General features: G+C 69.9%; 28 protein-coding genes and 3 pseudogenes. 8 read left to right on the top strand and 23 right to left on the bottom strand.

Annotated elements, in window-relative coordinates; genetic code table 11:
- Positions 1-62: 62 nt before the first annotated feature.
- The 17 genes and pseudogenes from HH310_RS12430 to HH310_RS12355 form a co-directional block, all read right to left on the bottom strand.
- A complete protein-coding gene (locus HH310_RS12430) occupies positions 63-869 on the bottom strand; it encodes a hypothetical protein (RefSeq protein ID WP_169175666.1) in 807 nt (268 codons plus the stop codon).
- Positions 870-935: 66 nt separating this feature from the next.
- Positions 936-1,868, bottom strand: coding sequence for an AAA family ATPase (locus tag HH310_RS12425; protein ID WP_169175665.1), 933 nt, complete (start codon positions 1,866-1,868; stop codon positions 936-938).
- Positions 1,868-3,016, bottom strand: coding sequence for an RNA ligase (locus HH310_RS12420; protein WP_248293959.1), 1,149 nt, complete (start codon positions 3,014-3,016; stop codon positions 1,868-1,870). Before HH310_RS12420 ends, HH310_RS12425 begins: the two co-directional genes overlap by 1 nt.
- Positions 3,009-3,428, bottom strand: a complete 420-nt coding sequence (locus tag HH310_RS12415) for a hypothetical protein (RefSeq protein WP_169175664.1) — start codon at positions 3,426-3,428, stop codon at positions 3,009-3,011. Before HH310_RS12415 ends, HH310_RS12420 begins: the two co-directional genes overlap by 8 nt.
- Positions 3,425-3,709 carry a hypothetical protein gene (locus HH310_RS12410; RefSeq protein WP_169175663.1) on the bottom strand — a complete coding sequence of 95 codons (285 nt, stop codon included), beginning with the start codon at positions 3,707-3,709 and terminating at the stop codon, positions 3,425-3,427. Before HH310_RS12410 ends, HH310_RS12415 begins: the two co-directional genes overlap by 4 nt.
- Complete coding sequence (locus HH310_RS12405) at positions 3,710-4,459, bottom strand: hypothetical protein (RefSeq protein WP_169175662.1); 750 nt, start codon at positions 4,457-4,459, stop codon at positions 3,710-3,712. It lies immediately after the preceding gene.
- Positions 4,459-4,923: a hypothetical protein gene (locus HH310_RS12400; RefSeq protein ID WP_169175661.1), complete on the bottom strand. Its 465-nt coding sequence runs from the start codon at positions 4,921-4,923 to the stop codon at positions 4,459-4,461. Before HH310_RS12400 ends, HH310_RS12405 begins: the two co-directional genes overlap by 1 nt.
- 20 nt (positions 4,924-4,943) lie before the next feature.
- Positions 4,944-5,132, bottom strand: a pseudogene (locus HH310_RS45775) (response regulator transcription factor); the annotation flags it as partial.
- Positions 5,133-5,201: 69 nt separating this feature from the next.
- A pseudogene (locus HH310_RS12395) lies at positions 5,202-5,783 on the bottom strand (hypothetical protein); the annotation flags it as partial.
- 5 nt (positions 5,784-5,788) lie between these two features.
- Positions 5,789-6,001 carry a hypothetical protein gene (locus tag HH310_RS12390; RefSeq protein WP_169175659.1) on the bottom strand — a complete coding sequence of 71 codons (213 nt, stop codon included), beginning with the start codon at positions 5,999-6,001 and terminating at the stop codon, positions 5,789-5,791.
- A 35-nt stretch (positions 6,002-6,036) separates the two neighbouring features.
- Positions 6,037-6,255 (bottom strand): DUF6011 domain-containing protein, encoded by a 219-nt coding sequence (locus HH310_RS12385; protein WP_169175658.1) that lies wholly within the window; start codon positions 6,253-6,255, stop codon positions 6,037-6,039.
- Positions 6,252-6,425: a hypothetical protein gene (locus tag HH310_RS12380; protein ID WP_169175657.1), complete on the bottom strand. Its 174-nt coding sequence runs from the start codon at positions 6,423-6,425 to the stop codon at positions 6,252-6,254. The genes HH310_RS12385 and HH310_RS12380 overlap by 4 nt, the downstream gene beginning before the upstream one ends.
- Positions 6,418-6,855, bottom strand: a complete 438-nt coding sequence (locus tag HH310_RS12375) for a hypothetical protein (protein WP_169175656.1) — start codon at positions 6,853-6,855, stop codon at positions 6,418-6,420. The genes HH310_RS12380 and HH310_RS12375 overlap by 8 nt, the downstream gene beginning before the upstream one ends.
- Positions 6,852-7,484 carry a sigma-70 family RNA polymerase sigma factor gene (locus tag HH310_RS12370; RefSeq protein WP_169175655.1) on the bottom strand — a complete coding sequence of 211 codons (633 nt, stop codon included), beginning with the start codon at positions 7,482-7,484 and terminating at the stop codon, positions 6,852-6,854. Before HH310_RS12370 ends, HH310_RS12375 begins: the two co-directional genes overlap by 4 nt.
- Positions 7,481-8,170: a hypothetical protein gene (locus HH310_RS12365; RefSeq protein WP_169175654.1), complete on the bottom strand. Its 690-nt coding sequence runs from the start codon at positions 8,168-8,170 to the stop codon at positions 7,481-7,483. The genes HH310_RS12370 and HH310_RS12365 overlap by 4 nt, the downstream gene beginning before the upstream one ends.
- 103 nt (positions 8,171-8,273) lie before the next feature.
- Positions 8,274-8,447 (bottom strand): annotated as a pseudogene (locus tag HH310_RS12360) (helix-turn-helix domain-containing protein); the annotation flags it as partial.
- Positions 8,444-8,674, bottom strand: coding sequence for a hypothetical protein (locus HH310_RS12355; protein ID WP_169175652.1), 231 nt, complete (start codon positions 8,672-8,674; stop codon positions 8,444-8,446). The pseudogene HH310_RS12360 and the gene HH310_RS12355, both read right to left, overlap by 4 nt.
- A 130-nt stretch (positions 8,675-8,804) precedes the next feature.
- On the opposite strand from HH310_RS12355, the gene HH310_RS12350 reads away from it, so the two are divergent.
- The 3 genes from HH310_RS12350 to mshD all read left to right on the top strand — a co-directional run bounded on the left by HH310_RS12350 (position 8,805) and on the right by mshD (position 10,930).
- Complete coding sequence (locus tag HH310_RS12350) at positions 8,805-9,131, top strand: helix-turn-helix transcriptional regulator (RefSeq protein WP_169175651.1); 327 nt, start codon at positions 8,805-8,807, stop codon at positions 9,129-9,131.
- Between the two features lie 121 nt (positions 9,132-9,252).
- Entirely contained in the window at positions 9,253-10,017 is a 765-nt protein-coding gene (locus HH310_RS12345; protein ID WP_211192062.1) for a response regulator transcription factor, read from the top strand.
- A gap of 10 nt (positions 10,018-10,027) precedes the next feature.
- Positions 10,028-10,930: a mycothiol synthase gene (mshD, locus tag HH310_RS12340; RefSeq protein ID WP_169175649.1), complete on the top strand. Its 903-nt coding sequence runs from the start codon at positions 10,028-10,030 to the stop codon at positions 10,928-10,930.
- Here mshD and HH310_RS12335 read toward each other — a convergent pair.
- Entirely contained in the window at positions 10,884-11,339 is a 456-nt protein-coding gene (locus HH310_RS12335; protein WP_169175648.1) for a universal stress protein, read from the bottom strand. The genes mshD and HH310_RS12335 overlap by 47 nt on opposite strands.
- A 416-nt stretch (positions 11,340-11,755) precedes the next feature.
- Between HH310_RS12335 and pstS the strand changes: the two genes are divergently transcribed.
- The 4 genes from pstS to pstB are packed head-to-tail and all read left to right on the top strand — an operon-like array spanning position 11,756 to position 15,848.
- Positions 11,756-12,862 (top strand): phosphate ABC transporter substrate-binding protein PstS, encoded by a 1,107-nt coding sequence (gene pstS, locus HH310_RS12330; protein ID WP_169175647.1) that lies wholly within the window; start codon positions 11,756-11,758, stop codon positions 12,860-12,862.
- 45 nt (positions 12,863-12,907) lie between these two features.
- Positions 12,908-13,978, top strand: a complete 1,071-nt coding sequence (pstC, locus tag HH310_RS12325; protein WP_169175646.1) for a phosphate ABC transporter permease subunit PstC — start codon at positions 12,908-12,910, stop codon at positions 13,976-13,978.
- The gene (gene pstA, locus HH310_RS12320) at positions 13,975-15,060 is read left to right on the top strand and encodes a phosphate ABC transporter permease PstA (RefSeq protein WP_169175645.1); all 1,086 of its coding nucleotides are present in this window, start codon (positions 13,975-13,977) and stop codon (positions 15,058-15,060) included. Before pstC ends, pstA begins: the two co-directional genes overlap by 4 nt.
- Before the next feature lie 11 nt (positions 15,061-15,071).
- Positions 15,072-15,848 (top strand): phosphate ABC transporter ATP-binding protein PstB, encoded by a 777-nt coding sequence (gene pstB, locus HH310_RS12315; protein ID WP_169175644.1) that lies wholly within the window; start codon positions 15,072-15,074, stop codon positions 15,846-15,848.
- A 21-nt stretch (positions 15,849-15,869) separates the two neighbouring features.
- Here pstB and HH310_RS12310 read toward each other — a convergent pair whose 3' ends face one another.
- Complete coding sequence (locus HH310_RS12310; RefSeq protein ID WP_169175878.1) at positions 15,870-16,673, bottom strand: NUDIX domain-containing protein; 804 nt, start codon at positions 16,671-16,673, stop codon at positions 15,870-15,872.
- 209 nt (positions 16,674-16,882) lie between these two features.
- Between HH310_RS12310 and HH310_RS12305 the strand changes: the two genes are divergently transcribed.
- Positions 16,883-17,860, top strand: coding sequence for a Gfo/Idh/MocA family protein (locus HH310_RS12305; protein ID WP_169175643.1), 978 nt, complete (start codon positions 16,883-16,885; stop codon positions 17,858-17,860).
- 1,018 nt (positions 17,861-18,878) lie between these two features.
- Here HH310_RS12305 and HH310_RS12300 read toward each other — a convergent pair.
- From HH310_RS12300 to HH310_RS12285, 4 genes are all read right to left on the bottom strand, one after another.
- Entirely contained in the window at positions 18,879-19,886 is a 1,008-nt protein-coding gene (locus tag HH310_RS12300; protein ID WP_169175642.1) for an inorganic phosphate transporter, read from the bottom strand.
- 4 nt (positions 19,887-19,890) lie between these two features.
- A complete protein-coding gene (locus tag HH310_RS12295) occupies positions 19,891-20,517 on the bottom strand; it encodes a DUF47 family protein (RefSeq protein ID WP_169175641.1) in 627 nt (208 codons plus the stop codon).
- An 82-nt stretch (positions 20,518-20,599) separates the two neighbouring features.
- Positions 20,600-21,559, bottom strand: coding sequence for a hypothetical protein (locus tag HH310_RS12290; protein ID WP_169175640.1), 960 nt, complete (start codon positions 21,557-21,559; stop codon positions 20,600-20,602).
- Positions 21,560-21,667: 108 nt separating this feature from the next.
- On the bottom strand, positions 21,668-22,174 hold the full coding sequence (locus HH310_RS12285; RefSeq protein ID WP_169175639.1) for a DUF402 domain-containing protein: 507 nt from the start codon (positions 22,172-22,174) through the stop codon (positions 21,668-21,670).
- Between the last annotated feature and the right edge of the window lie 11 nt (positions 22,175-22,185).

The following is a 22,185-nucleotide window of genomic DNA, read 5'->3' as shown; positions in this document are numbered from 1 at the left end:
TGGTGCGGGGGATGCCCCGGCGCCGCTTTGCGCACGGCACCGGGGGCGGTCATGGGGCTAGGTCAGCTGGTGAACCGCGTGCGGCGCCGGCGGGCGAAGACGAACAGCACCGCACCGACGGCCAGCAGGACGACCGCGGCGGTGAGGAATCCGCCCGGTCCGGTGATGGGCAGTCCGGAGCCGCCGTCGCCCGTCGCGCCGCCGGCGACAGTGCCGCTCGGCTGGCTGGAGCTCGGGTGCGGGCTCGGGGTCGAGCTGGTGGCCGGGGCGCTGGTGCTGGGGCTCGGCGACGGTGAGCTCGACTCGTCGCCGCCGGGCTGGCAGGCGAAGTTCCAGTGCTGCTCGCCGAACGTCAGGGAGGTGACGGTCGCGATGGGGCCCTCGTCGTGGCCGTAGCCGACACCGACGGTGGTGATGGTGGTCGTGTCGGTGTAGCCGGACCACTTGCCCTTGAGCTCGGCCACCTCGTCGACCGGCTGGGACTGGCCTCCCGGATCGGATGCCGCGATCCTCGACGACCAGAACTTGCCGTTCGCGTCGATGTTGATCGTCGAGTACGGCGCGGTTTCCATCTTGATCAGCGGCGCCGGGCCGGTCTCGACGTCGGTGGTGAACGTGGCGACCGGGACGGCGGCCAGCGCGATCGGCTCGTCCAGGGCGATGTGGAAGATGCCGCCCTCGGGCCCGAGCTGGAGGCCGTCGGGTTCCTGGGTCGGGGCCAGCGGGCCCTCGTCGCCGTTGACGTACACCTCGTCGGTGCAGGCCGAGGCGACGGTGATGATGTCGGAAGCCTGGGCGGCCGCCGGCGCGATAAACACCGCGGCGATCACGGCCGCCGTCGCGGCCAGGTGCCGGAGGTATCGGGTCACGTGCTGGTCTCTCCTTCTGGTGCCCCGGCGCCGGATTGCGCTAGGGAGACTGGATTGGGGTGAGGTTCAGAAGTCGCCGGGAGCGACCTGGAAGACGGTCAGCCCGAGCGAGCGCCACATCTCGACGACCTGGCGGCGGTCGTCGAACACGCCGAGCACGTCGTAGCGGTGGCGGATCTCCCGGTCGAAGATCTCGAGCTTGACGACCGAGTCCTTGCGCATGTCGCCGTCGGCGCGCATGTAGAGCACCGGATCGTCGATGCCGAGGTGCTGGTGGAGCCACGCCGCGGTCGCTGCCCGGGCGGCCTCGTGCCGGCCGGAGCAGAACACCAGCTGGTGCCCGGCGTCGTACAGCGTGCGCACGACGTCGACGACCGGCTTGTTCGGCTGGTCCTGGTCGACGCCGGCGGTGTCGTACGGGCTACGGCCGCCCAGCAACGCCACCGTCCCGTCGACGTCGACCAGATACACCGTCGACGCCCACGGATCCACGGCACGCCGCAGATACGGTTCCGCAGCGACCACCGACCCAACCTCGGGCACTCCCGTGACGTAGCCACCGGCGAGATACCGGCGGTACATGGACCTGATCACACCGTCCGGCACCCGGGCGAGGCCCTGCCGTTTCGCGTTGCGGGCCAGGCACAGCTCGATCGGCACATCGCGCAGGTCGTGGACCTCGACGCTCGCGCCGCACTGGGCGGCGATCGTGGCCAGGTGCCGGGCGACGCGCTGGGGCAGGTTCGTGTCGTCGCAGATCACGTCGATGCCGCGGCCCAGCAGCGTCCGGATCAGCGCGTCCCGGCTGGCGGCCACGGCCGGTTCGGTGCCGCCCGCCGGCGCGGACGGCCCGTCGATGTGGATGCTGTTGTGCAGCATGGCGCGCAGGTCGTCGCGATTGACCCGGGCCCGGCCGATGGGATCCTCGGCCACCCACGTGCGGGCGAAGAACGTCTTCCCGGAGCCGGGCAGGCCGCGGGCAATGATCAGCGTGGCCATCACGCGGCCGCTTCCGCGGCCGCGCGTGCGCCGGCCGGGGTCAGGTACGGCTCGGGCCGGGCCCGCTTACGCAGCTCGGGTTCGATGTCGCGGCCGTCGAGCAGCGCGAACATCGCCCACTTGTCCAGACGGTCGCCCACCACCGCGGCGAAGGCCTTGCGGTCCTCACGCGTGATTCCGTCCTGGATCTTGTCCCAGAAGCTCTCGGGGAGCCGGCCGACGATCTCGTAGAACGCGGACAACAGGCGGCCCTGCTCGGCGAAAACCCGACCGTCGATGGCGGACGCGGTGCCCAGGACCCAGTCGTGGAACTCGTCCGGCAGCTTCGCCAGGAACTCCTCGATCGGGCGGCCGGTGAGCATGTGCTCCCACACGGTCCGCGCCGTCAACCCGGTGATGATCTTGTGGAGGGCGACGTAGTCGTCCTGCTTGATCTTCACCATGGCCCCGGACACCGTGTCGTGCACGACGATACCCTCGGCGTTCGGGCGCGGCGGCAGTGCGAGGGCCTCGCCGAAGGTGAACGCGTTCATGGTGTGCGCGACGAGCCCGGGCCAGCCGCTGATCATGGCCATGGCCGCCGGCGGGATCGGCCGCCCGTACGCGGGTTGCCCGCCGATCAGGACCAGGTCGTCCATGCCGGCGTAGTCCACGACGATCCGGTTGCCCGGGTAGATGATCTCGACCAGGGTCGTGATGTCTGGCTGCGGCCGGTAATCGGGGTAGCGGGTGCGCAGCAGCTGCGTAGCGTGCAGGGCCTGCTCGGAGGCGAAGCTGCCGCGGGTCGCGACCGCCCACCCGCCGTCCGGGGCCGGGTAGATGATGCCGAGGCTGCCGTCCAGCTTGTCCGACACCACCACCGAGGCGGACGGCTCGATCAGCGGCGCGCCAGCCTGTCCGTAGTTGAAGAACTTGTCGAAGCCGCGGGCCACCACCTCGAGCGTGCCGGGCCGGTAGATCAGCCCTCGGCAGGCGAGCGTCGTGCGGTTCCACGCGCCCGGGGTGACCGCGCACAGCTCGGTGTAGTTCAAGATCCGCAGGCCGGGATCGTCGGGGTGGTCCTGGGCGCGGACGAGCCGGTTCAGGATCGCGTTGGTCAGGTCGGCCATGTCGAGGACGTCGTAGAGACGCCGCAGCGGGTTAGGCATGCGCGTCGCCGCCGTTCCCGGGCTGCGCGGCCGCGGCCGGCGGCGACCAGATCCGCTTGATCGGCCCGAAGTCGCGGTTGACCGTGTCCCAGTCCTTACTGGTGAAGCCGGGGTGCTGGCTGTTCGCGTCGGCGCCGTAGAAGTCGACCTTGTGGACGTATCCGCGGGCGAACCAGATCCCGCCGAAGCGGTCCTGCCACACCTCGCCGGGCTGCGGCACGCCGTCGGCGGGCCGCGTGCGGGTGACGCGGACATTCGCCGAGGTGGTGTCGATGGTGATCTCGCTGCCCGCGGTCACGGTTAGGGTGAGAACGGCCTGATCGAACTGACGAACGACCGCGTCGGTGAGGTAGACGCTGACCAGCTCACCGGTCTCGTAGATCGTTTCGGTCTTGGTGTTTGTGCTGCTCACGCGTGGTGTGCCTTTCGCTGTCTCATCGCGGGAAGGACGGTTTCGGCCGAGCAGGTGGCCACGAGCAGATCGCCGGGCCAGTGCTGCCAGCCGTCGAACTCGGCGGCGTCGTGGATGACCCGCCACGTGGTGGTGCCTTGCAGGCGGCCGCCGGCGTATCCGGCGAGCGCCTCGAGGTCGGGCAGGGCAGCCGCGATCAGGGCGTCGCGGTCGATGTCGCCGGGCGGGAGCGGCCAGACGACCATCAACCCGGTGCCCAGGAACGCGGCCGCCCCGCTCATTCAGGCGGCCGGCTTCTGGGCGATCGTCTGCTGCAGGATTTCCTCGACGATCGCCGCGGCGCGGGTGAACGCGGCCGCGGTGGCGTCGTGCCGCACGCGATAGGCGCTTCCGGGTGCGGCCGCGGCCGCGGACTCTGCGGCGCCGGCGGCCGCCGCGCGCAGTTCGTCGACGGCCCGGGCGGTCGAGCCATCCGCGAGCCCCGCGTACGTCGCCCACGCCTCGGCCGGGACCAGCCCGCGGGAGGTCAGCGTGCCGTCCAGGACACGGTTCCAGACGAGGACCGCCTCTTTTTCCACATAGGACGCGCGCAGCGATTCCTGGCCGGGCCTGGCCGGCTGCACGAACGTGCGCAGCACCTGGGCGAGCGCGGCGTGTAGGTCGGCGATCCGGGCGGTGGCCCGGTCCAGGTGTGTGGACAGCTCCGCCTGCTCGACGCGGTCGGTGGCGGCCGGGAGGTCCTGGTCGACGACGTCGAGCAGGGTGTCGCCGAGCTCGGTGGTCCGCCACGGCCATTTCTCGTCGCTCGGCTGGCCGCGGTGCAGGAAGACCAGCAGCTGCGATTGCAGCGGCCGCAGCCGGGCCGTGGCCTTGCGCAGACCGCCCGGGCCGTGGCCGTCGACCTGCTGATAGTCCTGGCCGTCCTCGGGGCTGTCGGTACGGCGCAGCCGGTGCCGATGCACCTGCCCGGCCGCGGCCGCGCGCAGCAGCTCTACGTGCTCCGGCTCGAGCTGGATGTTACGGGCGGCCATCAGTAGCGACCCCGCGAATCGTTGAGGCGGTGCTTGATCGCCGAGGCGTCCATCACCGCGGTGGCGCTCTCGTCGACGCGGTGCCGTCCGGCACCGGTCACCACCACCGGCTGCGCCACGGCGCGAGCTCCGGGGTTGCCGTAGCGCGGCGCCGGCGGCGGCCGCCGGCCGGGCACGGGCGTGGACGCGGCGCCGGCGACGACGGTTCGCGTGGCGACGTGACAGCCCAGGAGGTGGAGCGCGGCGGCGGTGATCGCCGCGGCGACGGCGACGGCGTACGCCAGCGGCAGCCCGGCGAGCATGAAGAGCACCATGGCGAGCACGCTGGCCAGGACCACGATGATCGCGCCGATCACGACGTCGACCGCCGGATACCGGCGGGCGGCCCGCACGGCGGCGCGGACGGCGAGGAGGCCGACCAGGAGCACGGCGGCCGCTATCACCAAAATATCGATGTAAGACACGAAAAATCCCTTCAGGAGGCCTAGGAGAGCCGGCCGGTACGGAAGGCGAGCGCGACGGCGTGCGCGCGGTTGCGGGCGCCGAAGGTGTGGAACAGCCGGCGCGCGTACGTTTTGACGGTGTCCTCGGAGATGTAGAGGTCGCGGCCGATGTCCGCGTTTTGCTGGCCGTCGGCCATGCGCTCGAGCACCTGGGCTTCGCGGTAGGTCAGCTCGCGGGTGGCCATCGGGGCGACCGGCGGCTCCGGCGTGAGGATGCCGCGGCGGTAGGCGATCGCGACGGCGTGCGCGCGGTCGCGTGCCTGCAGCTTGCGAAACAGCGTGCGGCTGGCGTACTTGACGGCGTCCAGGTGCGTGCCGGCGTTCGCCGCGATGTCGATGTTCGACAGGCCGTCGGCCATGCCGTGCAGCACGGCGGCCTGTTCGTCGGACACCACGCCGCCGGAACTACCGCGCCGTGGCCGGGCGGGCGGCGCGGAGCTGGGTTCGGCCGGCACCGTCGTGCGTGGCGAGGGCAGCTGCCGGGGCGCGGCGATCGCCGGCGGTGTGTGTGCACGTAGCGGGAGCAGCCGGGCGAGGACGTCGTGCGGCACGGTACGACCGCGCAGGTTCAGCGGACGGCGCAGCAGCAGGGCGTCGAGCAGGTCGTGCACGTAGTCCGGCGCCGTCACCACCAGTCCCGGCAGATGCGGCAGGTTGGACAGGGGCGAGCCCGGGGCGGGCCGGGCACCGCGGTTACGGATCCGGAACGCCACCTCCGCCGGCACCTTGTGCCCGCGGAAGTTCACCGGCGGGCGGGTCAGCAGCGCGTCGACCAGGTCGTGCACGTACTGCGGCGTGCCCGACTCGCGGGCCGTCGTCATCATGCTCATTCGACGTCTTCTTTCTCTCCCAAGATCGCGGCCTCCCGCTCGGCGGCGGCCTCGACGATCTCCGGACGGATCCGCCGCGCAGGCCGTGGGGCTTGCGGGGCGGCAGGGTCTGTGTGGTGCGCGTCGCCCGGCTTGCCCATCAGGCCGCACGACGAGCACCGCCGGTTGCCGAAGAAGTCCGCGGCGACGTCGACGTCCGGGATCAGCACGTGCCGCAGGACACGGCTACGCACCGGCCGCGGCGTCACGGCTGCACCTCGAGTTCGTCGAGCAGGCTCGGCATGTCCGGGGTGCCGGCCGCGCGTCGAGTGCTGCCCTGCGGCGAGTGATCCCGACCCTTACGAGGGTTGACCTTCTCGTCGCATGCCCGGCCGCGGCCGCGGCGGCGAGACTCGGCCGAGCGCAGCTTGCGGTGGCACTTGTCGCACTCCACCAGCTCGTCGTCGGCGGCCGGCCCGGTCATCGCGAGCTCCGCTGGGTGGGGGTCCAGCCGGTGGCCAGCACCCACATGCGGAACCGGGTGGCACTCATCCGCCGGGCGGCAGCCCGCGTACGGGCCGTACCCGCCTCGACGAGCTGCTCCAGGTCGACGCGGGCGCCGGGCGCGAGGCGGCGGCGCGGCCGGTCAGCCATGATCGCCACCCTCAGGCGGACGGCTCGGCCGCAGTGGATAGTCGTGCGGCGGCCGCCGGGCCGGCGCGTCGAACAGGCGCTTCAACGCGCGCGCGTCGTCATCCCAGCCGACCGGCCGGGTCTCCGCCGGATCCCGGTACACACCCACCGGCTCCACCCGCGCCCGGACGTCGGCGCTGGGCCGGCGCGGCCAGAGGTCGGGGACGCAGACCGTACCGAGCGCGGCCGCCGCGACCACGGTGCCGAACAGCCAGCAAACGACCATCGTCGCGTCGTCGGTGATCCCGGCAAGCAGCACCGCCAGAACCAGCGCCGCCCCTGCAATCACATAGCAGAAGCCGGCCGCGACGTGCCGCAGCAGGTACCACAGCATCGCCGAATCGGACGTGCCGCACAGCATCGTGTCCAGCCCGCGTGTCCGGCGGCTCATCCGAGCATGTCCTCGGTCAGCAGGCCCGACTCGGCGCCCAGCCGGGCCATCGCCCGCACCGCGCGGTACTGCAACGCCTTGACCGACCCGTCGTTCTTACCCATCACCGCGGCGGTCTCACTGACCGAGTAGCCCCGCAGGAACCGCAGCTCGAGGCACTCCCGCTGCTCCGGGCTGAGCTGCCCGAGAATCGACAGCATCGACGCGTTCACCATCTGATCGAGCGCCGACTCGGGCTGGCCCTCCCGGCTGTCGTCCACGCGGTCGGCGTCGAGCAAGTCGCCACCCGCGACCTCAAGCCGGTAGCGGCCGGACTTGTAGTGATCGGAGAGCCGGTTCCGAGCGATCGTGACCAGCCAGGCACCCAGGTCGCGGCCCTGCCACTCGTACTTGTCGAGCCTGCGCAGCGCGTTCACGAAGACGTCCTGGACGAGGTCCTCGACCGTCGGCACGTGCGAGCAGCGCAGATAGATGAACCGCCAGACGATGATCCGGTACCGCTTGTAGATCTCGGCGAACGCCTCACGGTCGCCGGCACGGTGCCGCTCCACCAGCTGCCACGACGCGATCGCCCGCGACAGATCCTCGGCGTCCGGCTCCACCGGCTTGCGCTGCGCGATGATCGTCATCCGGCCCACCGCACAGCCGCCACGGCATCCAGCACCGCACGCGTACGCCGCAGCGTCTCCGCCGGCGACACCCGCTGGTCGTGGATGACCTGGATCAGCACGATCGCCTCGACGCAGTCGCCCTTCGGCTGGGCGGCGGCCGCGGCCTGCAGCCGGGCGGTCAGCACGGCGACGTCGCCGCGCTCGATCGCCTCAAGCCCCGGCGGCCCCTCGACCGCCGCGGCGTCGAGCTGGTCGACCAGCTCGTCGGCCGGCCCGTCGGTGCGCTCGCCGTCGGCGGGCTCCGCCGGGCGCTCGTCCTCGGGGTTGGCCTCCGGCAGCTCGGTGGCCGGGACGCCTTCGTCGACCGACGACGAGGCCTCGGCCGGCGCGATCTCGTCCGGGCCGTCCACGATCGGCAGACCCGCCTGGCGGTCCTGCTCGTCGACCGCGAGCGGCGCGTCCCAGCCGCGCACCAGCGAGGTCGCGGACAGCACCACGAGCGTGAGCTCCTGGCGCTTGGCCGCGGACAGCTTCGGCGTCTCGTGGATCGCCTCGATCATCATGATCGCCAGCAGCGCGTCGCCGCCGCGCTCCGCGGCCTCGCGCAGCGCGGCCGAGACCGCGTGCGCGTCACCCGCGAGATGCGCCGGCTTCGCCGGCCGGGACTGCTGACGCGGAACCCTCGTTCTCTGTACCGTGGGCATCAGCCCTGGCCTTTCTTCTTGCGGAGTTTGGATCGGGTCTGCAGCCACGACCGCCGGAATCGGTTGTGGCTGCGCCATTTCACGGCCCATCGGCCGCGGTGGACTCGCCGGCGAGAAACGCCCTGACCGGCCCTTCGGGGAACCGCCAGTGCCCACCCGGCGTCTTGATCGCCGGGAGCTTCCCGCTTACCGCCCACCTGCTCGCCGTCTTCACGTCGACGCGGAACAGCGCGGCGACCTCACCCGGCCGCAGCAACCGCGCATTCGTGTTCGTCATGCCACCGACTCGGCGGGCACGTCAGTGATCACGGCGGTCGTCTGAACCCGGCCCGAGAACCAGACACGCAGGGACTCCCTGCTGACGGGCACGTCGGTGCGCTTGGAGAGGTCAGCCGCGATCGCCTTCCAGCCAGCACCTGCGCCGATCTGGCCGGCGACGTAGTCGGTCAGTTTCTGGCCGAGGCGTGCCTCCAGCAGCAAGTACTTCGTGGTGGGCTCGTTCATGACCAGTGACATTGCCACTGCGCATAGGACTTGTCAATGGCAAGTCATGTGTTCATCGAAACGGATCATGGGCATAAATGGCATGAATGAACAGTTGCCAAGGAACTTGCCGGGAGCCAGACTTCTTGTCATGACGACCGAGCCGCAGAGCGCAAGCACCACGCGCAGGGCGATTCCCGAGGACTCCTTCGCGAACCGCCTGATGCTCGCCCGTGCGTACGCGGGCCATCTGTCGATCCGCCAAGCGGCAGAGCTGTGCGACCTGGGCCGCGGGGCCTGGGTCAACTGGGAAAAGGGTGCCAACCCGTCCGACAAATCGGAGATCGCGGCGGTGGTGGCGGAGAAGCTGGGAGTCGATCTTCAGTGGTTGCTCTACGGCGGTCAGCTGACCAAGCCGGAGCGGCGATCGCTTCGCCGGACGCGTGCCGAGCGCGCCGACGTGTTAAAGGTCGGTTAAACGTTTCGGCGTTCCGCCACCATATCGGTGGGTTGACGCCGGGATGACCGAGTTGATCAGCGGGTTCGACTCCCCGGATCGGTTACTGTAAGGCCAGCCCACCCGTCGGTGACGCCGGGACATGTCCACCGGTGACGCGGCCCTGGCCGCCACAAGGACGGAGGTGAGTGTGGAAATCCTTCTGTTGGTGACGGCCCGTGCCGGTGAGCCCGCTGCCGTACTGCCCGCGCTGGATCTGCTTCCCCACTCGATTCGTACCGCTCCCCGCGACGTCCGCACGCTCGTGTCCGGGCCCAGCCCCGACGTGGTGATGGTGGACGCGCGCACCGAGCTGTCCGAGGCCCGGGCCACGTGCCGCATGCTGCACGCGACCGGCATCGGCGTGCCGCTGGTCGCGGTGGTCACCGAGGCGGGCCTGATCGCCCTGAACGCCGACTGGGGGGTCGACGACGTCATCCTCGCCGGTGCCGGCCCCGCCGAGGTGGAGGCCCGGTTGCGGCTGGGCGTCGGCCGGTTGAACAACGCGACGGCCGGGGGCGGCGGCTCGATCCGGGCCGGCGAGCTCAACATCGACCCGGACACGTACGCGGCGAAGCTCAAGGGCCGCCCGCTCGACCTCACGTACAAGGAGTTCGAGCTGCTGAAGTTCCTGGCCCAGCACCCCGGCCGGGTCTTCACCCGTGACCAGTTGCTGCGCGAGGTGTGGGGCTACGACTACTTCGGCGGCACCCGCACGGTCGACGTGCACGTGCGGCGCCTGCGCGCGAAGCTCGGCTCCGAGTACGAGTCGATGATCGGCACGGTCCGCCAGGTGGGGTACAAGTTCGTGCTGCCGCCGTCGGGCCGGCAGCTGCCCGACAACGAGCCGGTGCCGGTTCCGGTCTAGTCTGCCGAGCATGACTGATGTGCGGCCGGTCGATCGGTTGAGCGAGTCCGAGGCCGCCGACGTGCTCGCGCTGGCCTCGGCGGCGGCGCAGGCCGACGCGGTGTACCCCCTCTCCGAGGACGTGGTGCTGCGCGTGCGCAACGGCGGCGGTCGGCATTTCCTCGCGTACGCCGACGGCCGGCTCGCCGGTTACGCGTTCCTCGACGACGGCGCCGGCGAGCTGTTCGTGCATCCGGGGTTCCGCCGGCGCGGTATCGGCACGGCGTTGCTGGCCGCGGCGGGCGACGGTCCGCTCCACCTGTGGGCGCACGGCGACGACCCGGGCGCGCAGGCTTTCGCGTCGCGCAACGGCCTGACCCGGGCCCGGGTGTTATGGCAGATGCGCCGCCCGCTGGACACGCCGCTCCCGGACGCGGCGTTGCCGGCCGGTGTGACGGTGCGGCAGTTCCGGCCCGGCCACGACGAAAGCGAATGGCTCGCGGTCAACGCGCGGGCCTTCGCCGACCACCCCGAGCAGGGTCGGTGGACCGAGGAGGATCTGCGGCTGCGCGAGGCCGAGCCGTGGTTCGACCCGGCCGGTTTCCTGCTCGCCGTCGACATCGCGGACACGCTGCTGGCCTTCCACTGGACGAAGGTCCACCCGGCGACCGCCACCGACCCGGCGCTGGGCGAGATCTACGTCCTGGGCGTGGACCCCGCCGGGCATCGCCGGGGCATGGGCGCGGCGCTGAGCGTGGCCGGCCTGCGGCACCTGGCCGACGTCGGGCTGGCCGACGCCATGCTCTACGTCGACGAGTCGAACACGGCCGCCGTCGCTCTCTATCGCCGGCTGGGCTTCGAGGTCTACCAGGCGGACATCAACTACGTCAGGGAACGACCGTCACCGGCCACCGGGCGCAGCGGACCAGCTTGACCGCCAGCGAGCCGGCGATCCGGTGCCCCACGCTGGCCGAGGAGCCGACGATCACCGCGTCCGCCCTCTTCTCCTTGGCCACCTGCGACAGCACCGCCAGCGGCTCGCCCTGACGGACGATCAGCTCGGCGTCCAGGCCCCATAGGGCCGCCTGCTTCTCCACCTCGGCGCGCAGTTGGCGTTCCAGCTCGTCCTGGGTCGCCATGACCGCGTGCGTGCTCATCCCGCTGTGGTCGGCGAGGATCAGCAGCGAGGACGGGATGGTGCGGGCGTAGACCGCGATCAGCCTGGTGTGCTGGCGCCGGGCCATCCCCGCGGCGTACGAGGCCGCGCGCAGGGACGTGGGGGACCCGTCGACGCCGACGACGATCGCGCCGGGGCCGTCCGTGCCGAGCTCGAAGGGTCCCATGGCGAAGAACCTAAGCCCCACGCATCGATGGACGGCTGGTCGCCCACATGATGAAAAATCAGGCTTCCGGGGCGGGCAGTCGATGCGATGAACGCACCGCTCGCAACTAGTGCCGGCACCCGCCCCGATCGCCGCCCGGACGACCGCCCGTGCGGCCCGGAGCAGCCACGGTCGTGCATCACGGGACGGACAAGGCGCGGTCTCGGCGCGATAACCGCCCGGGGGATAAATCGGAAATTTCCGTCTCTTGGCGACCGGTTCACCCAACGGACAGCTCTGACTAATGAGAAAGCTACTCATCGGCGCGTACGTGTTCACCCTAGGTTCACTTTCGCCCGGCTATCCGTCCACCTGGCGCTTCTAAGTTTCGCCTTGGGCCACGGTGTGTTGGCCCGCCACCACCCGAAGGGAAGACAGTGAAGCTCCAGCGGTCCGGTTTCCTGGCCGGCATTGCGCTGACGGCGGCGATTGCGCTCGCCGCGTGCGGGTCAGACAACACCTCTGAGCCAGCGGCGGGGGGCAACGCTTCCGGTGCCGCGGCCAGCATTGCCTGTGCGTCCGGCAGTTTGACGGCGCAGGGCTCGACGGCGCAGGCCAACGCCATGTCCCAGTGGATCAAGGACTACCAGGGTCAGTGCGCCGACGCGAAGATCGACTACCAGGGCACCGGGTCCGGTGCCGGTGTGCAGGCGATCATCGCCGGCACGGCCGACTTCGCCGGTTCGGACTCGTCTCTGAAGGACGATGAGCAGACGCAGGCGAACGCCAAGTGCGGCGCCGGCAGCACCGCGCTCAACATCCCGATGGTCGTCGGCCCGATCGCCGTCGTGTACAACCTCCAGGGTGTCGACGGGCTTCAGCTCGACGCGCCGACCCTTGCCAAGATCTTCGCCGGCAAGATCACCAAGTGGAACGACCCGGCGATCGCCTCGCAGAACAGCGGCGCGTCCCTGCCGGATCAGCCCATCGGCACCGTGCACCGCTCGGACGAGTCGGGCACGACCGACAACTTCACCAAGTACCTGAGCAAGGCCGCCGCGTCCGACTGGACCTTCGGCAACGCGAAGGCTTGGAAGGCTCCGGGTGGTACCGGCGCCAAGGGCTCCGACGGTGTCGCGAACGCCGTCAAGAGCACGCCCGGTTCGCTGGCCTACGTTGAGAAGTCCTTCATGGACAACAGCGGCCTGCAGGGCGCGAAGCTGAAGAACGGTGCGGGCGAGTACACCGAGCTCACCCCGGACAGCGCCGGCAAGGGCATCGCGGGCGCCAAGGTCACCGGCACCGGCAACAACCTGAAGCTGGACATCGACTACAACGCCACCACCCCGGGCGCGTGGCCGGCCGTCCTGACCACGTACGAGATCGTCTGCGACAAGGGCAGCTCGAAGGCCGCCCTGCTGAAGTCGTTCTTCACCTACACCTCGAGCGCTGCCGGTCAGGCGTCGCTGACCGACCTCGGCTACGCGCCGCTGCCGGCCGAGCTCCTGACCAAGGTCCAGGCCGCGGTCGCTTCGATCTCCTGACCTTCAGAAAGAACCATCCCTTCGACACGACAGGCGAGCGAGCAGATGGGTGACTACCCCTCCCGCTCGGACAATGCCTTTGCCGGCGGAACGGGTGTGACAGGTCGTCACGCCCGGTCCGCCGGCACCGGCGTTTCCCCGAGCAGTTACCAAGAACCCCCGATCGGCGGCGGTGGCGCCCTGCCCCAAAAGGCCCGTTTCTCGATGGAGAGCGGGTTCCGCGGCCTGTCCGTGGCGGCCGGCGCGATGGTCCTGGTCATCATCGTGGCCATCGCGGTCTTCTTGATCTCGAAGGCAATCCCGGCGATCAACGCCGACCACGAGAACTTCCTGACTTTCAAGACGTGGTTCCCGAACGACGCGCAGCCACGCTTCGGCATCCTGGCACTAGGCTTCGGCACGGTGCTGACCTCGGTCATCGCGCTGATCATGGCGGTGCCGGTCGCTCTCGGGATCGCGCTGTTCCTCTCGCACTACGCGCCCAAGCGGCTGGCCACGCCGCTGGGCTTCGCCATCGACCTGCTCGCCGCTGTGCCCAGCGTCGTCTTCGGTCTCTGGGGCCGGGACGTCTTCCTGGAGCCGGTCCGCGAGTTCTCCGGCTGGCTGAACCACTACTTCAGCTGGATCCCGCTCTTCGGGGGCGACGGCCCGTTCGGCCGCTCGATCCTGCTGGGCAGCATCGTGCTCGCCATCATGGTGCTGCCGATCGTCACCTCGCTGTCCCGCGAGGTGTTCCAGCAGACCCCCGGCATGAACGAGGAGGCCGCGCTCGCGCTCGGCGCCACCAAGTGGGAGATGATCCGCACCTCGGTCCTCCCGTACGGCAAGCCCGGTGTGATTGCCGCCGTAATGCTTGGCCTCGGACGTGCTCTCGGTGAGACCATCGCGTTGGCGCTGACGCTCGGCGCCGTCTTCTCCATCTCGCCCAACATCATCCAAAACGGCGGTAACTCGATCGCCGCCAACATCGCCAACGCGTTCGGCGAGGCCAACGCCACCGGTCGGGGCGCACTCATCGCTTCCGGTCTGGTGCTGTTCGCCATCACTCTCGTGGTGAACATCGCCGCGCGGGCGATCATCCACCGTCGGCGCGAGTTCCGGGACAGTGCCGCATGAGCCTTCTGAATCAGACCGACGCCGACGTCGTGATGACGCCGCAGAACATCCGTACCAAGAAGCTTCCGGTCGCCGTCAACCTTCTCGTGGCGGTGGTGGCGCTCGGCATCGGGTTCGCCCTGACCTACGGCGCGAGCATCGGCACCTGGGTGCTGGCCGTCGTCATCGCGCTGATCCTCTACCTGGTCGGGATCGCCGTCGTCGCCGGGCGCATCGAGGGCCGGCGCGCCGCTCGTAACCGCATGTGGCAGGCCCTGATCTACGCCGCCTGCGTGCTGGCGATCATCCCGCTCGCCTCGGTGGTGTGGACGCTGATCTCCAAGGGCGCGAGCCGCCTGGACGCCAACTTCTTCAACACCTCGATGAACAACATCAGCGCCCGGGACCCGAACGGTGGCGCCTACCACGCCATCATCGGCACGCTCGAGCAGGTCGGGATCGCGGCGCTGCTGGCCATCCCGCTGGGCGTGCTCGGCGCGATCTACCTGGTCGAGTACGGCAAGGGCAAGTTCGCCAACACGGTCCGCTTCTTCGTCGACGTCATGACCGGTATCCCGTCGATCGTCGCCGGTCTGTTCGTGCTGTCGTTCTGGGTGCTGATCGTCAGCCCGTGGTTCAACGACGGGGAGCCGCGGTTCTCCGGTTTCGCGGCCTCGCTGGCACTGACCGTGCTGATGCTGCCGACGATCGTGCGGTCCACCGAGGAGATGCTGCGCCTGGTGCCGGGCCCGCTGCGCGAGGGTGCGTACGCGCTGGGCGTCCCGCAGTGGAAGACCATCACGAAGGTGGTGCTGCCGACCGCGTTGCCCGGCATCGTCACCGGCGTGATGCTCGCGATCGCCCGCGCGGCCGGCGAGACCGCCCCGGTGCTGCTGGTCGCGGGCGGTGCCGCGGCGATCAACTTCGACCCGTTCAACGGCAACCAGCAGTCGCTGTCGCTCTTCGTCTACCAGCAGGCCGGCGACGCGTCGCGGTATGCGCCCGCCCGCGCCTGGACCGCCGCGCTGACCCTGGTCGCGATCGTGCTGATCCTGACGATCGCCGCCAAGATGCTCGCCCGTCGCAACAAGCTGACCCGATAAGAGGTAACCCCATGGCCAAGCGCATCGAGGCGAGCAACGTCACCTCGTACTACGGCTCCTTCAAGGCGATCGACGGCATCTCGATGACCGTCGAGCCCAAGTCGATCACCGCGCTCATCGGTCCGTCCGGTTGCGGCAAGTCGACGTTCCTGCGGTCGATCAACCGCATGCACGAGGTGCTGCCGAACGCTCGCATCGAGGGCCGGCTCACCATCGACGACCAGAACATCTACGACCCGGACGTGGACGTCACCGCGGTCCGTCGCATGATCGGCATGGTCTTCCAGCGGCCCAACCCGTTCCCGACGATGTCGATCTACGACAACGCCGTGGCCGGCCTCCGGCTCAACGGCGTCAAGAAGAAGTCGGTGCTGGACGACGCCGCGGAGAGCGCGCTGAAGTCGGCGAACCTCTGGGAAGAGGTCAAGGACCGGCTCAACCGGCCCGGCGCCGGCCTCTCCGGCGGTCAGCAGCAGCGCCTCTGCATCGCCCGCACCATCGCGGTCGAGCCGCAGGTCGTGCTGATGGACGAGCCCTGCTCGGCGCTCGACCCGATCTCGACGCTGGCGATCGAGGACCTGATGTTCAAGCTGAAGGACCGCTTCACGATCATCATCGTCACGCACAACATGCAGCAGGCCGCCCGGGTCAGCGACAAGACCGGGTTCTTCTCGATCGACAAGACCGGCGAGCCCGGCCGCCTGATCGAGTACGACGACACCCAGAAGATCTTCAGCAACCCGGTGGAGAAGAAGACCGAGGACTACATCACCGGTCGCTTCGGGTGATCTTTCAAGGGCGGGCCCTGCTCACGGAATGTGCAGCAGGGCACCGCCGTCCTCGGTGAATTCCACGCGCGGCATGACCGGCGTCGCGGCATCACGGCGACTCGAGGCCGCGACCACTTCCTCCATTTTCCCGTACGGCGTGAGAGAGTTCAGTGTTCTACGCGTCGGCGGCAGCATGGCCAGGCCGTCGGCGGCCGCCGGGCGAATCCATTGGGTGCCGTCGGCCTCGCCGGACACGTCCCGCGCCGTCTGCCCTTGCGGCAGCAGCGAGACGAAGAACCAGGTGTCGAAGCGTCGCGGCTCGAACACCGGCGTGATCCAGCGTCCCCAGGGCAGCAGCAGGTCATCGCGCAGCAGCAGCCCACGCCGGCCCAGCAGCTCCGTCATGGTCAGCTCGCGGGCCTGCACGGCGGCGCGGTCGGCCTCCCAGTCGTCGGTGCTGACGTCACTCACGGTGCGATCGGGCTGATCGGCCGGGCCGGCGAGCAGCACCCCGGCCTCTTCGAACAACTCACGCGCGGCCGCGCCGACCACCGCCCGCGCCTGATCGTTGGACACGCCGAGCAGGTCGGCCCAGTCCGCGCGGATCGTCTCCGGGCAGTCCGACGGATCGACGCCGCCGCCCGGGAACGCGTACAGCCCGCCGAAGACCATGGTCGAGGCGCGCCTGAGCACGTACACCTGGAAGTCGGGCTTGGCGTCGTGCCTGCCCTTTTCCGCCGCCTCCTTTTCCGCCGCCTCCTTCTCCGGGCGCAGCAGGACGACGGTGGCCGCGGGGCGCACAGGTGCCGGCGGGCCGCTGAACTCACGGGCGCGCTTGATCATCGCAGCTGGCAGCGGTTGGGGTGTCGAATCGCTCACCTGCTGATCGTGCCATTGCTGCGAGAAATTTGTCTTTAGTCCGTTTGTGGGTGGTGGGCGGGGCGGTTGGATGGGCTTTAGTCCGTTTGTGGGTGGTGGGTGGCGCGGTCGGAGGGGCTTTAGTCCGTTTGCGCTCAGCGGGCGGCTCGGTCGGACGGGATAACGTTGCGATCATGACCGACCAGAAAGTCCGCTGGGGCATTGTGGCCACCGGCGGAATCGCCGAAAAGTTCGCTTCCGACCTAGCCCTCGTCGAGGGGGCCGAGCTCGCCGCCGTCGGATCGCGATCGCTGGAGAACGCGCAGGCGTTCGCGAAGCGGTTCGGCTTCGAACGCGCCCACGGAACGTATGCCGAGCTCGCCGCCGACCCGGACGTCGACGTCGTCTACGTGGCCACGCCGCACGCGTTCCACTACGACGCGGCGATGCTGTGCGTCGAGGCCGGCAAGCACGTCCTGGTGGAGAAGCCGATCACGCTGGACCTGCCGTCCGCGGCCCGGTTGATCGAGGCGGCCCGCAGCCGGAACGTCTTCCTGATGGAAGCCATGTGGATGCGCATCAACCCGGCCATCCGCAAGATCGCCGAGCTGGTCGGGGACGGCGCGATCGGCTGGATCAGCACGATCACCGCCGACTTCGGTCTGCAGGGCCCGTTCCCGCCCGAGCACCGCCTGCGCAACCGCGAACTCGGCGGCGGCGCCCTGCTCGACACCGGCGTCTACCCGGTGCACCTGGCACACCTGCTGCTGGGCGCGCCCACCTCGGTGCAGTCCTGGGCCCACCTCACCCCCGAGCGGGTCGACGAGAACACCGGCATCCTGCTCGGCTACGAGGCCGGCGCCGTGGCGGCCCTGACCGCCAGCATCAACGGCGAGAGCCCCAACATCGCGACCATCACCGGCTCGGACGGCCGCATCGACCTCCCGCACGGCTTCCACATGCCGAAGTCGTTCACCCTGAACCGCCCCGGCCGCGAGCCGGAGACGTTCGACTTCCCGTGGCCGGGCTTCGGCTACCAGTTCGAGGCCGCCGAGGTCCAGGCCCGCATCCAGGCCGGCGACCTCGAGTCCCCGCTGATGCCCCACGCCACGACGCTCGAGGTCATGTCCCTGCTCGACTCGATCCGCGACCAGATCGGCGTCACCTACTGACACGCGCGGGAGGGCCGCCCAACGGCGGCCTTCCCGGCGCCGCCTGACCGTGGCGTTCCCGCCGCCGCCTGACCGTGGCCTTCCCGCCGCCGCCTGACTGTGGCCTTCCCGTCGCCGCCGCCTGACTGTGGCCTTCCCGTCGCCGCCGCCTGATCTTGGCCTTCCGATCGCGCCGCCTGACCATGGCTGGCGTGATCGGCAGCCCCTCCGCGCGGTGATCCGCTCGTGGACCGGCCATCCGCTATGTGGGACACCGCAGCCACATCGTGGACTTTTCGCGACCTTGGAGACTTGCGCCCACATACGAGCCATAACTCTCCAAGGTCCACATTCGGCCGGAAAAGTCGACCGGATGAAAGCCGCAATGTGTGACAAAGATACTCTCTACAATGGACGAGAGTCTCACATCGCGGACGCGCGGTCCATGATGTGGGTCGACGGTCTCAGTTGGCGGCCGTTTGTCCCACATAATGGAACCGCCGCCCGCCGCCCGCCGCCCGCCGCCCGCCGCCCGCCGCCCGCCGCCCCGGGGAACGGGACCGGCCCCGCCTCGCGCTGCTTCACGAGCGACGGCACAGAAGGCTCGGCCGATACCGGAAATATCGGGTATGCGAGGGCGGCTGCGGGGCTATGGCGCGACGGCCACTACGGGCGCGACTGGCGAGACGGCCGCTATGGGCGCGACGGCCGCTATGGGCGCGACGGCCGCTATGGGCGCGACGGCCGCTATGGGCGCGACGGCCGCTATGGGCGCGACGGCCGCTATGGGCGCGACGGCCGCTATGGGCGCGACAGCCGCTATGGGCGCGACGGCCGCTATGGGCGCGACAGCCGCTATGGGCGCGACGGCCGCTACGGGCCCGACGGCCGCCACGGGCGCGACGGGCGATCGGCGCGACTGGCGCGACTGGCGAGGACGGTGAAAGTTCGTCGCGCCGGATCGGTGACATCCGGGCGAACGCCGCATAACGCCGTCCACTCACGAGGCCGATCGGCCGCCCGATGTCGGCCGTGCGGGTCAGGAGAAGAGGGGGCGCACCAGGTAATACGCCAGCACGGCCATCAGGGCGGCCGCGGGGAACGTCGTCACCCAGGCGACCACGATGTTGGCGGCCACGTTCCAGCGAACCGCCGTCAAGCGCTTCGTCGCGCCCACGCCCGTGATGGCCGACGTGATCGTGTGGGTGGTGGAGATCGGGGCGTGCAGGACCAGCGCGTTGAAGAACAGCACCGAGCTGGCCACCGTTTCGGCGGCGAAACCCTCGGCCGGGCCCAGGTCGATGATCTTCCGGCCCAGGGTGCGGATGATGCGCCAGCCACCGGCGTACGTGCCGGCGGCCAGCACCGACGCCGACGTCCAGTACACCCACCAGGGGATGTGGGTGGGGCTGTCCTGCAGGCCGGCCGTGTAGAGCGCCAGCACCACGATCCCGATCGTCTTCGCCGCGTCCTGCAGGCCGTGACCGACCGACATGGCGGCGGCCGAGACCGTCTGCGCCATGCGGAAGCCGCGGTTCAGCCGGCTCGGGTTGCCGCGGCGGAAGATCCACATGATGGCGACCATGAGCAGGAAGCCGAGCACCAGGCCGACCACGGGGGACAGCACCATCGGGATGAGAACCTTCGAGATGATGTTGTCCCACTGGACCGTCCCGTGCGAGGCGACCAGCGTGGCACCCACCAGGCCGCCGAACAGCGCGTGCGACGAACTGGACGGCAGCCCGAAATACCAGGTGATCAGGTTCCAGGCGATCGCGCCGAGGACGCCGGCGAACACGACGCCGAGGCTTGCCAAGCCGACCGGTAAATCGACCAGGCCCTCGCCGACGGTGGCGGCCACGCCCGCGCCGAAATGCGCGCCGACGAAATTGCCCACCGCGGCCATGGCGAGCGCCACCCGAGGCGTGAGTGCCCGGGTGCTGATGCTGGTGGCGATGGCATTCGCGGCGTCGTGAAAACCGTTGGTGAAGTCGAACGCCATCGCGGCGAGAATGACCGCCAAGGCGGCCACGAGTTCGACGGACAAGGCGTTAGGACTCCTTGACCGCTATCGTCTCGACGGTGTTGGCGACGTGCTCGAAGGCGTCGCAGGCCGCCTCCAGCTCGTCGGCGACCTCCTTCATCTTCAGGACGGTCAACGCGTCGTACTCGCCGGAGAACAGCCGGACCAGCAGCATCCGGTACGCGCGGTCGCCGTCGTTCTCCAGGCGGTTGATCTCGATCCAGTACTCCTCCATGCCCTTCATCGACCGCAGCCGGGGCATCGCCTCCGCGGTGATCTTGGCTTGCTGGTCGAGCACGTTCACGAGCTCGTGCATCTCGCGTGGCAGCGACGGGAGCTCGGTCAGCCCGTACAGGTAAAGGAGATTGCCGACCGCCTCGAGATGGTCCATCACGTCGTCGAGCTGGGAGCCGAGCGAGTAGATGTCGGCCCGGTCGAACGGGGTGATGAACGTCGAATTGATCTTCTTGTAGAGCTCGTGCGTGATCTGGTCGCTGTCGTGCTCCACATCGGTCAGTCGCTCGCTGACCGATTGCACGTCGACACCGGGCAGGGCCAGCTCGTTGAGCAGTTCCGTACCCTTGACGAGGTTGTCCGCGGCCTTGGTGAAGAGGTCGTAGAAGGCACCCTCGACGGGGCGGAAAGAAAACTTCACGGCGCGGACCTCGATCGACGAGCGACGGATGGATCTCCAGGAATGCTACTGGTAGGTCCTGGTTCACCTCGCGTTCGCCCGTCTAGACCGGTTCGTGACGCCGGTCCGGTCGCGGTGCGGTCGGTCGGGGCGAGCCACGGCGCACGGCCCGGGTGGGCAGCGGTTCGCGCGGCACCCATTTGCTGACCGGATGGCGTCGCAGGTGTTTGGCCAGGGCGCGATGGTCCTGGTCGGCGATGACGTCGACGCCGGCCGCCCCCAACTCGGCCCAGACCGCCCGGCGTTCCTTGCGTGACCCCGAGGTCAACCCCGAGATGCGCACCGTACGCCCGTCCTCATGCGCCGACCGCACCAGGGCGTGCAGCAGGTGGCGCTCCTCCGCGGGGATCTCGTCGCGCCCGTCCCAGCCGAACCGCCGGCTCCACTGCTCGCTGATCATCGGCACCAGCGCGGGCGGCGCCGAGCGCGAACCGACGTCGTCAAAGGTTCCGTCCGCGAAGGCGTACCGGAGGGTCTGGGTGGAAAGAAGTTCGCGCACGTCGACGATGCCGGCCACGGACACCGTCACCGCCCCCGGCTGCAGCCGCCCGTCGTCGCACCGGCTCAGCAGCGGACCGTGATCGCGTAACTGCTGGTCGAGCATGCGGTAGGCGCGCAGCAGGATCTCGGCGTCCCGGTTCGGCCCGGCGAACTCCACCACCAGCCGGAACGGCACCCGCTGATCACGGGCGAGCCGGCCGCCTCCGGCGCGTGCCCGGGCGAGCAGCGGCGAGAGGATGAGCCGGCGAAGCGTACGGCCGGGCTGGGGTCCGCCGTCGCCGAGGAAGAGTTCGCCGTGCGGACCGGGGATGACCGGCACGGTGAGTCCGCCCAGACCGCGCCGCAGCACCTCGCGGAGCGGATTGGTGTCGTCGCCGGCGGCGATCGCGTGCGCGGCGGGCTGATACGGCCGCTGCCGGCGTATCACGACCACTCCCGCCGCCACCGCCGCGGCCGCGCCCGCAGCGCCGGCCAGCCCCGCCGTGATCACCGACTCGTTCACCGCGCGCCACCACCCGATTCGTACCAAATAGGAAATTCCTACTTTGTCACGATTCGTGGTGCTAGCTGCGTAATGTCGCGCAGAAATCCCCCGGGGTCAGCGGGCGGATCAGTCGGTGACCCGCTGCAGGTACTTGTGGTAGAGCGTGGCATACGGCTCGGAGCCGTCGCCGAGCGCCGCCAGCAGCCGGCTCGCCGCCGCGCGCGCCTCGGTCACCAGATCGTCGGGGTAGCCGAACCGGGTGCGGTGCTCGTCGAACTCGTCCTCGTCCCGCAGCTCCACCAGGCCGCTCTCGCGCCGGCGCACCACGTCGAGGTCCAGGTCGATGATGTGCACGGTGTCGCCCTCCCACCGCGCCGGCGTGGTGATGTCGCAATACACCTCGCTCGTCCGCGGCGGCGGGTTGAACATGCCGGTCCACCACGCGTGATGCGGGATCAGCAGGACGAACGGGATCTGCTCGACCGACGGGCGGCCGTGGTAGACCGACGGCGTGCCGCGCGTGACGCCGACCCAGACACCCAGGTCATCGGTGTCGAAACGGCGGGCTGGATAGTCCCGGTGCGCCGAACCGTCGTACTTCGTGTAGACGACCCGGACCGTCTCGTTCGGCATGCAAGAACCCT

It is taken from the genome of Actinoplanes sp. TBRC 11911 (genome assembly GCF_012933445.1).
Taxonomy (GTDB): Bacteria; Actinomycetota; Actinomycetes; order Mycobacteriales; family Micromonosporaceae; genus Actinoplanes.
Note: the sequence above shows the minus strand (reverse complement) of the source record. Positions and strands in the feature narration are given on the sequence as shown.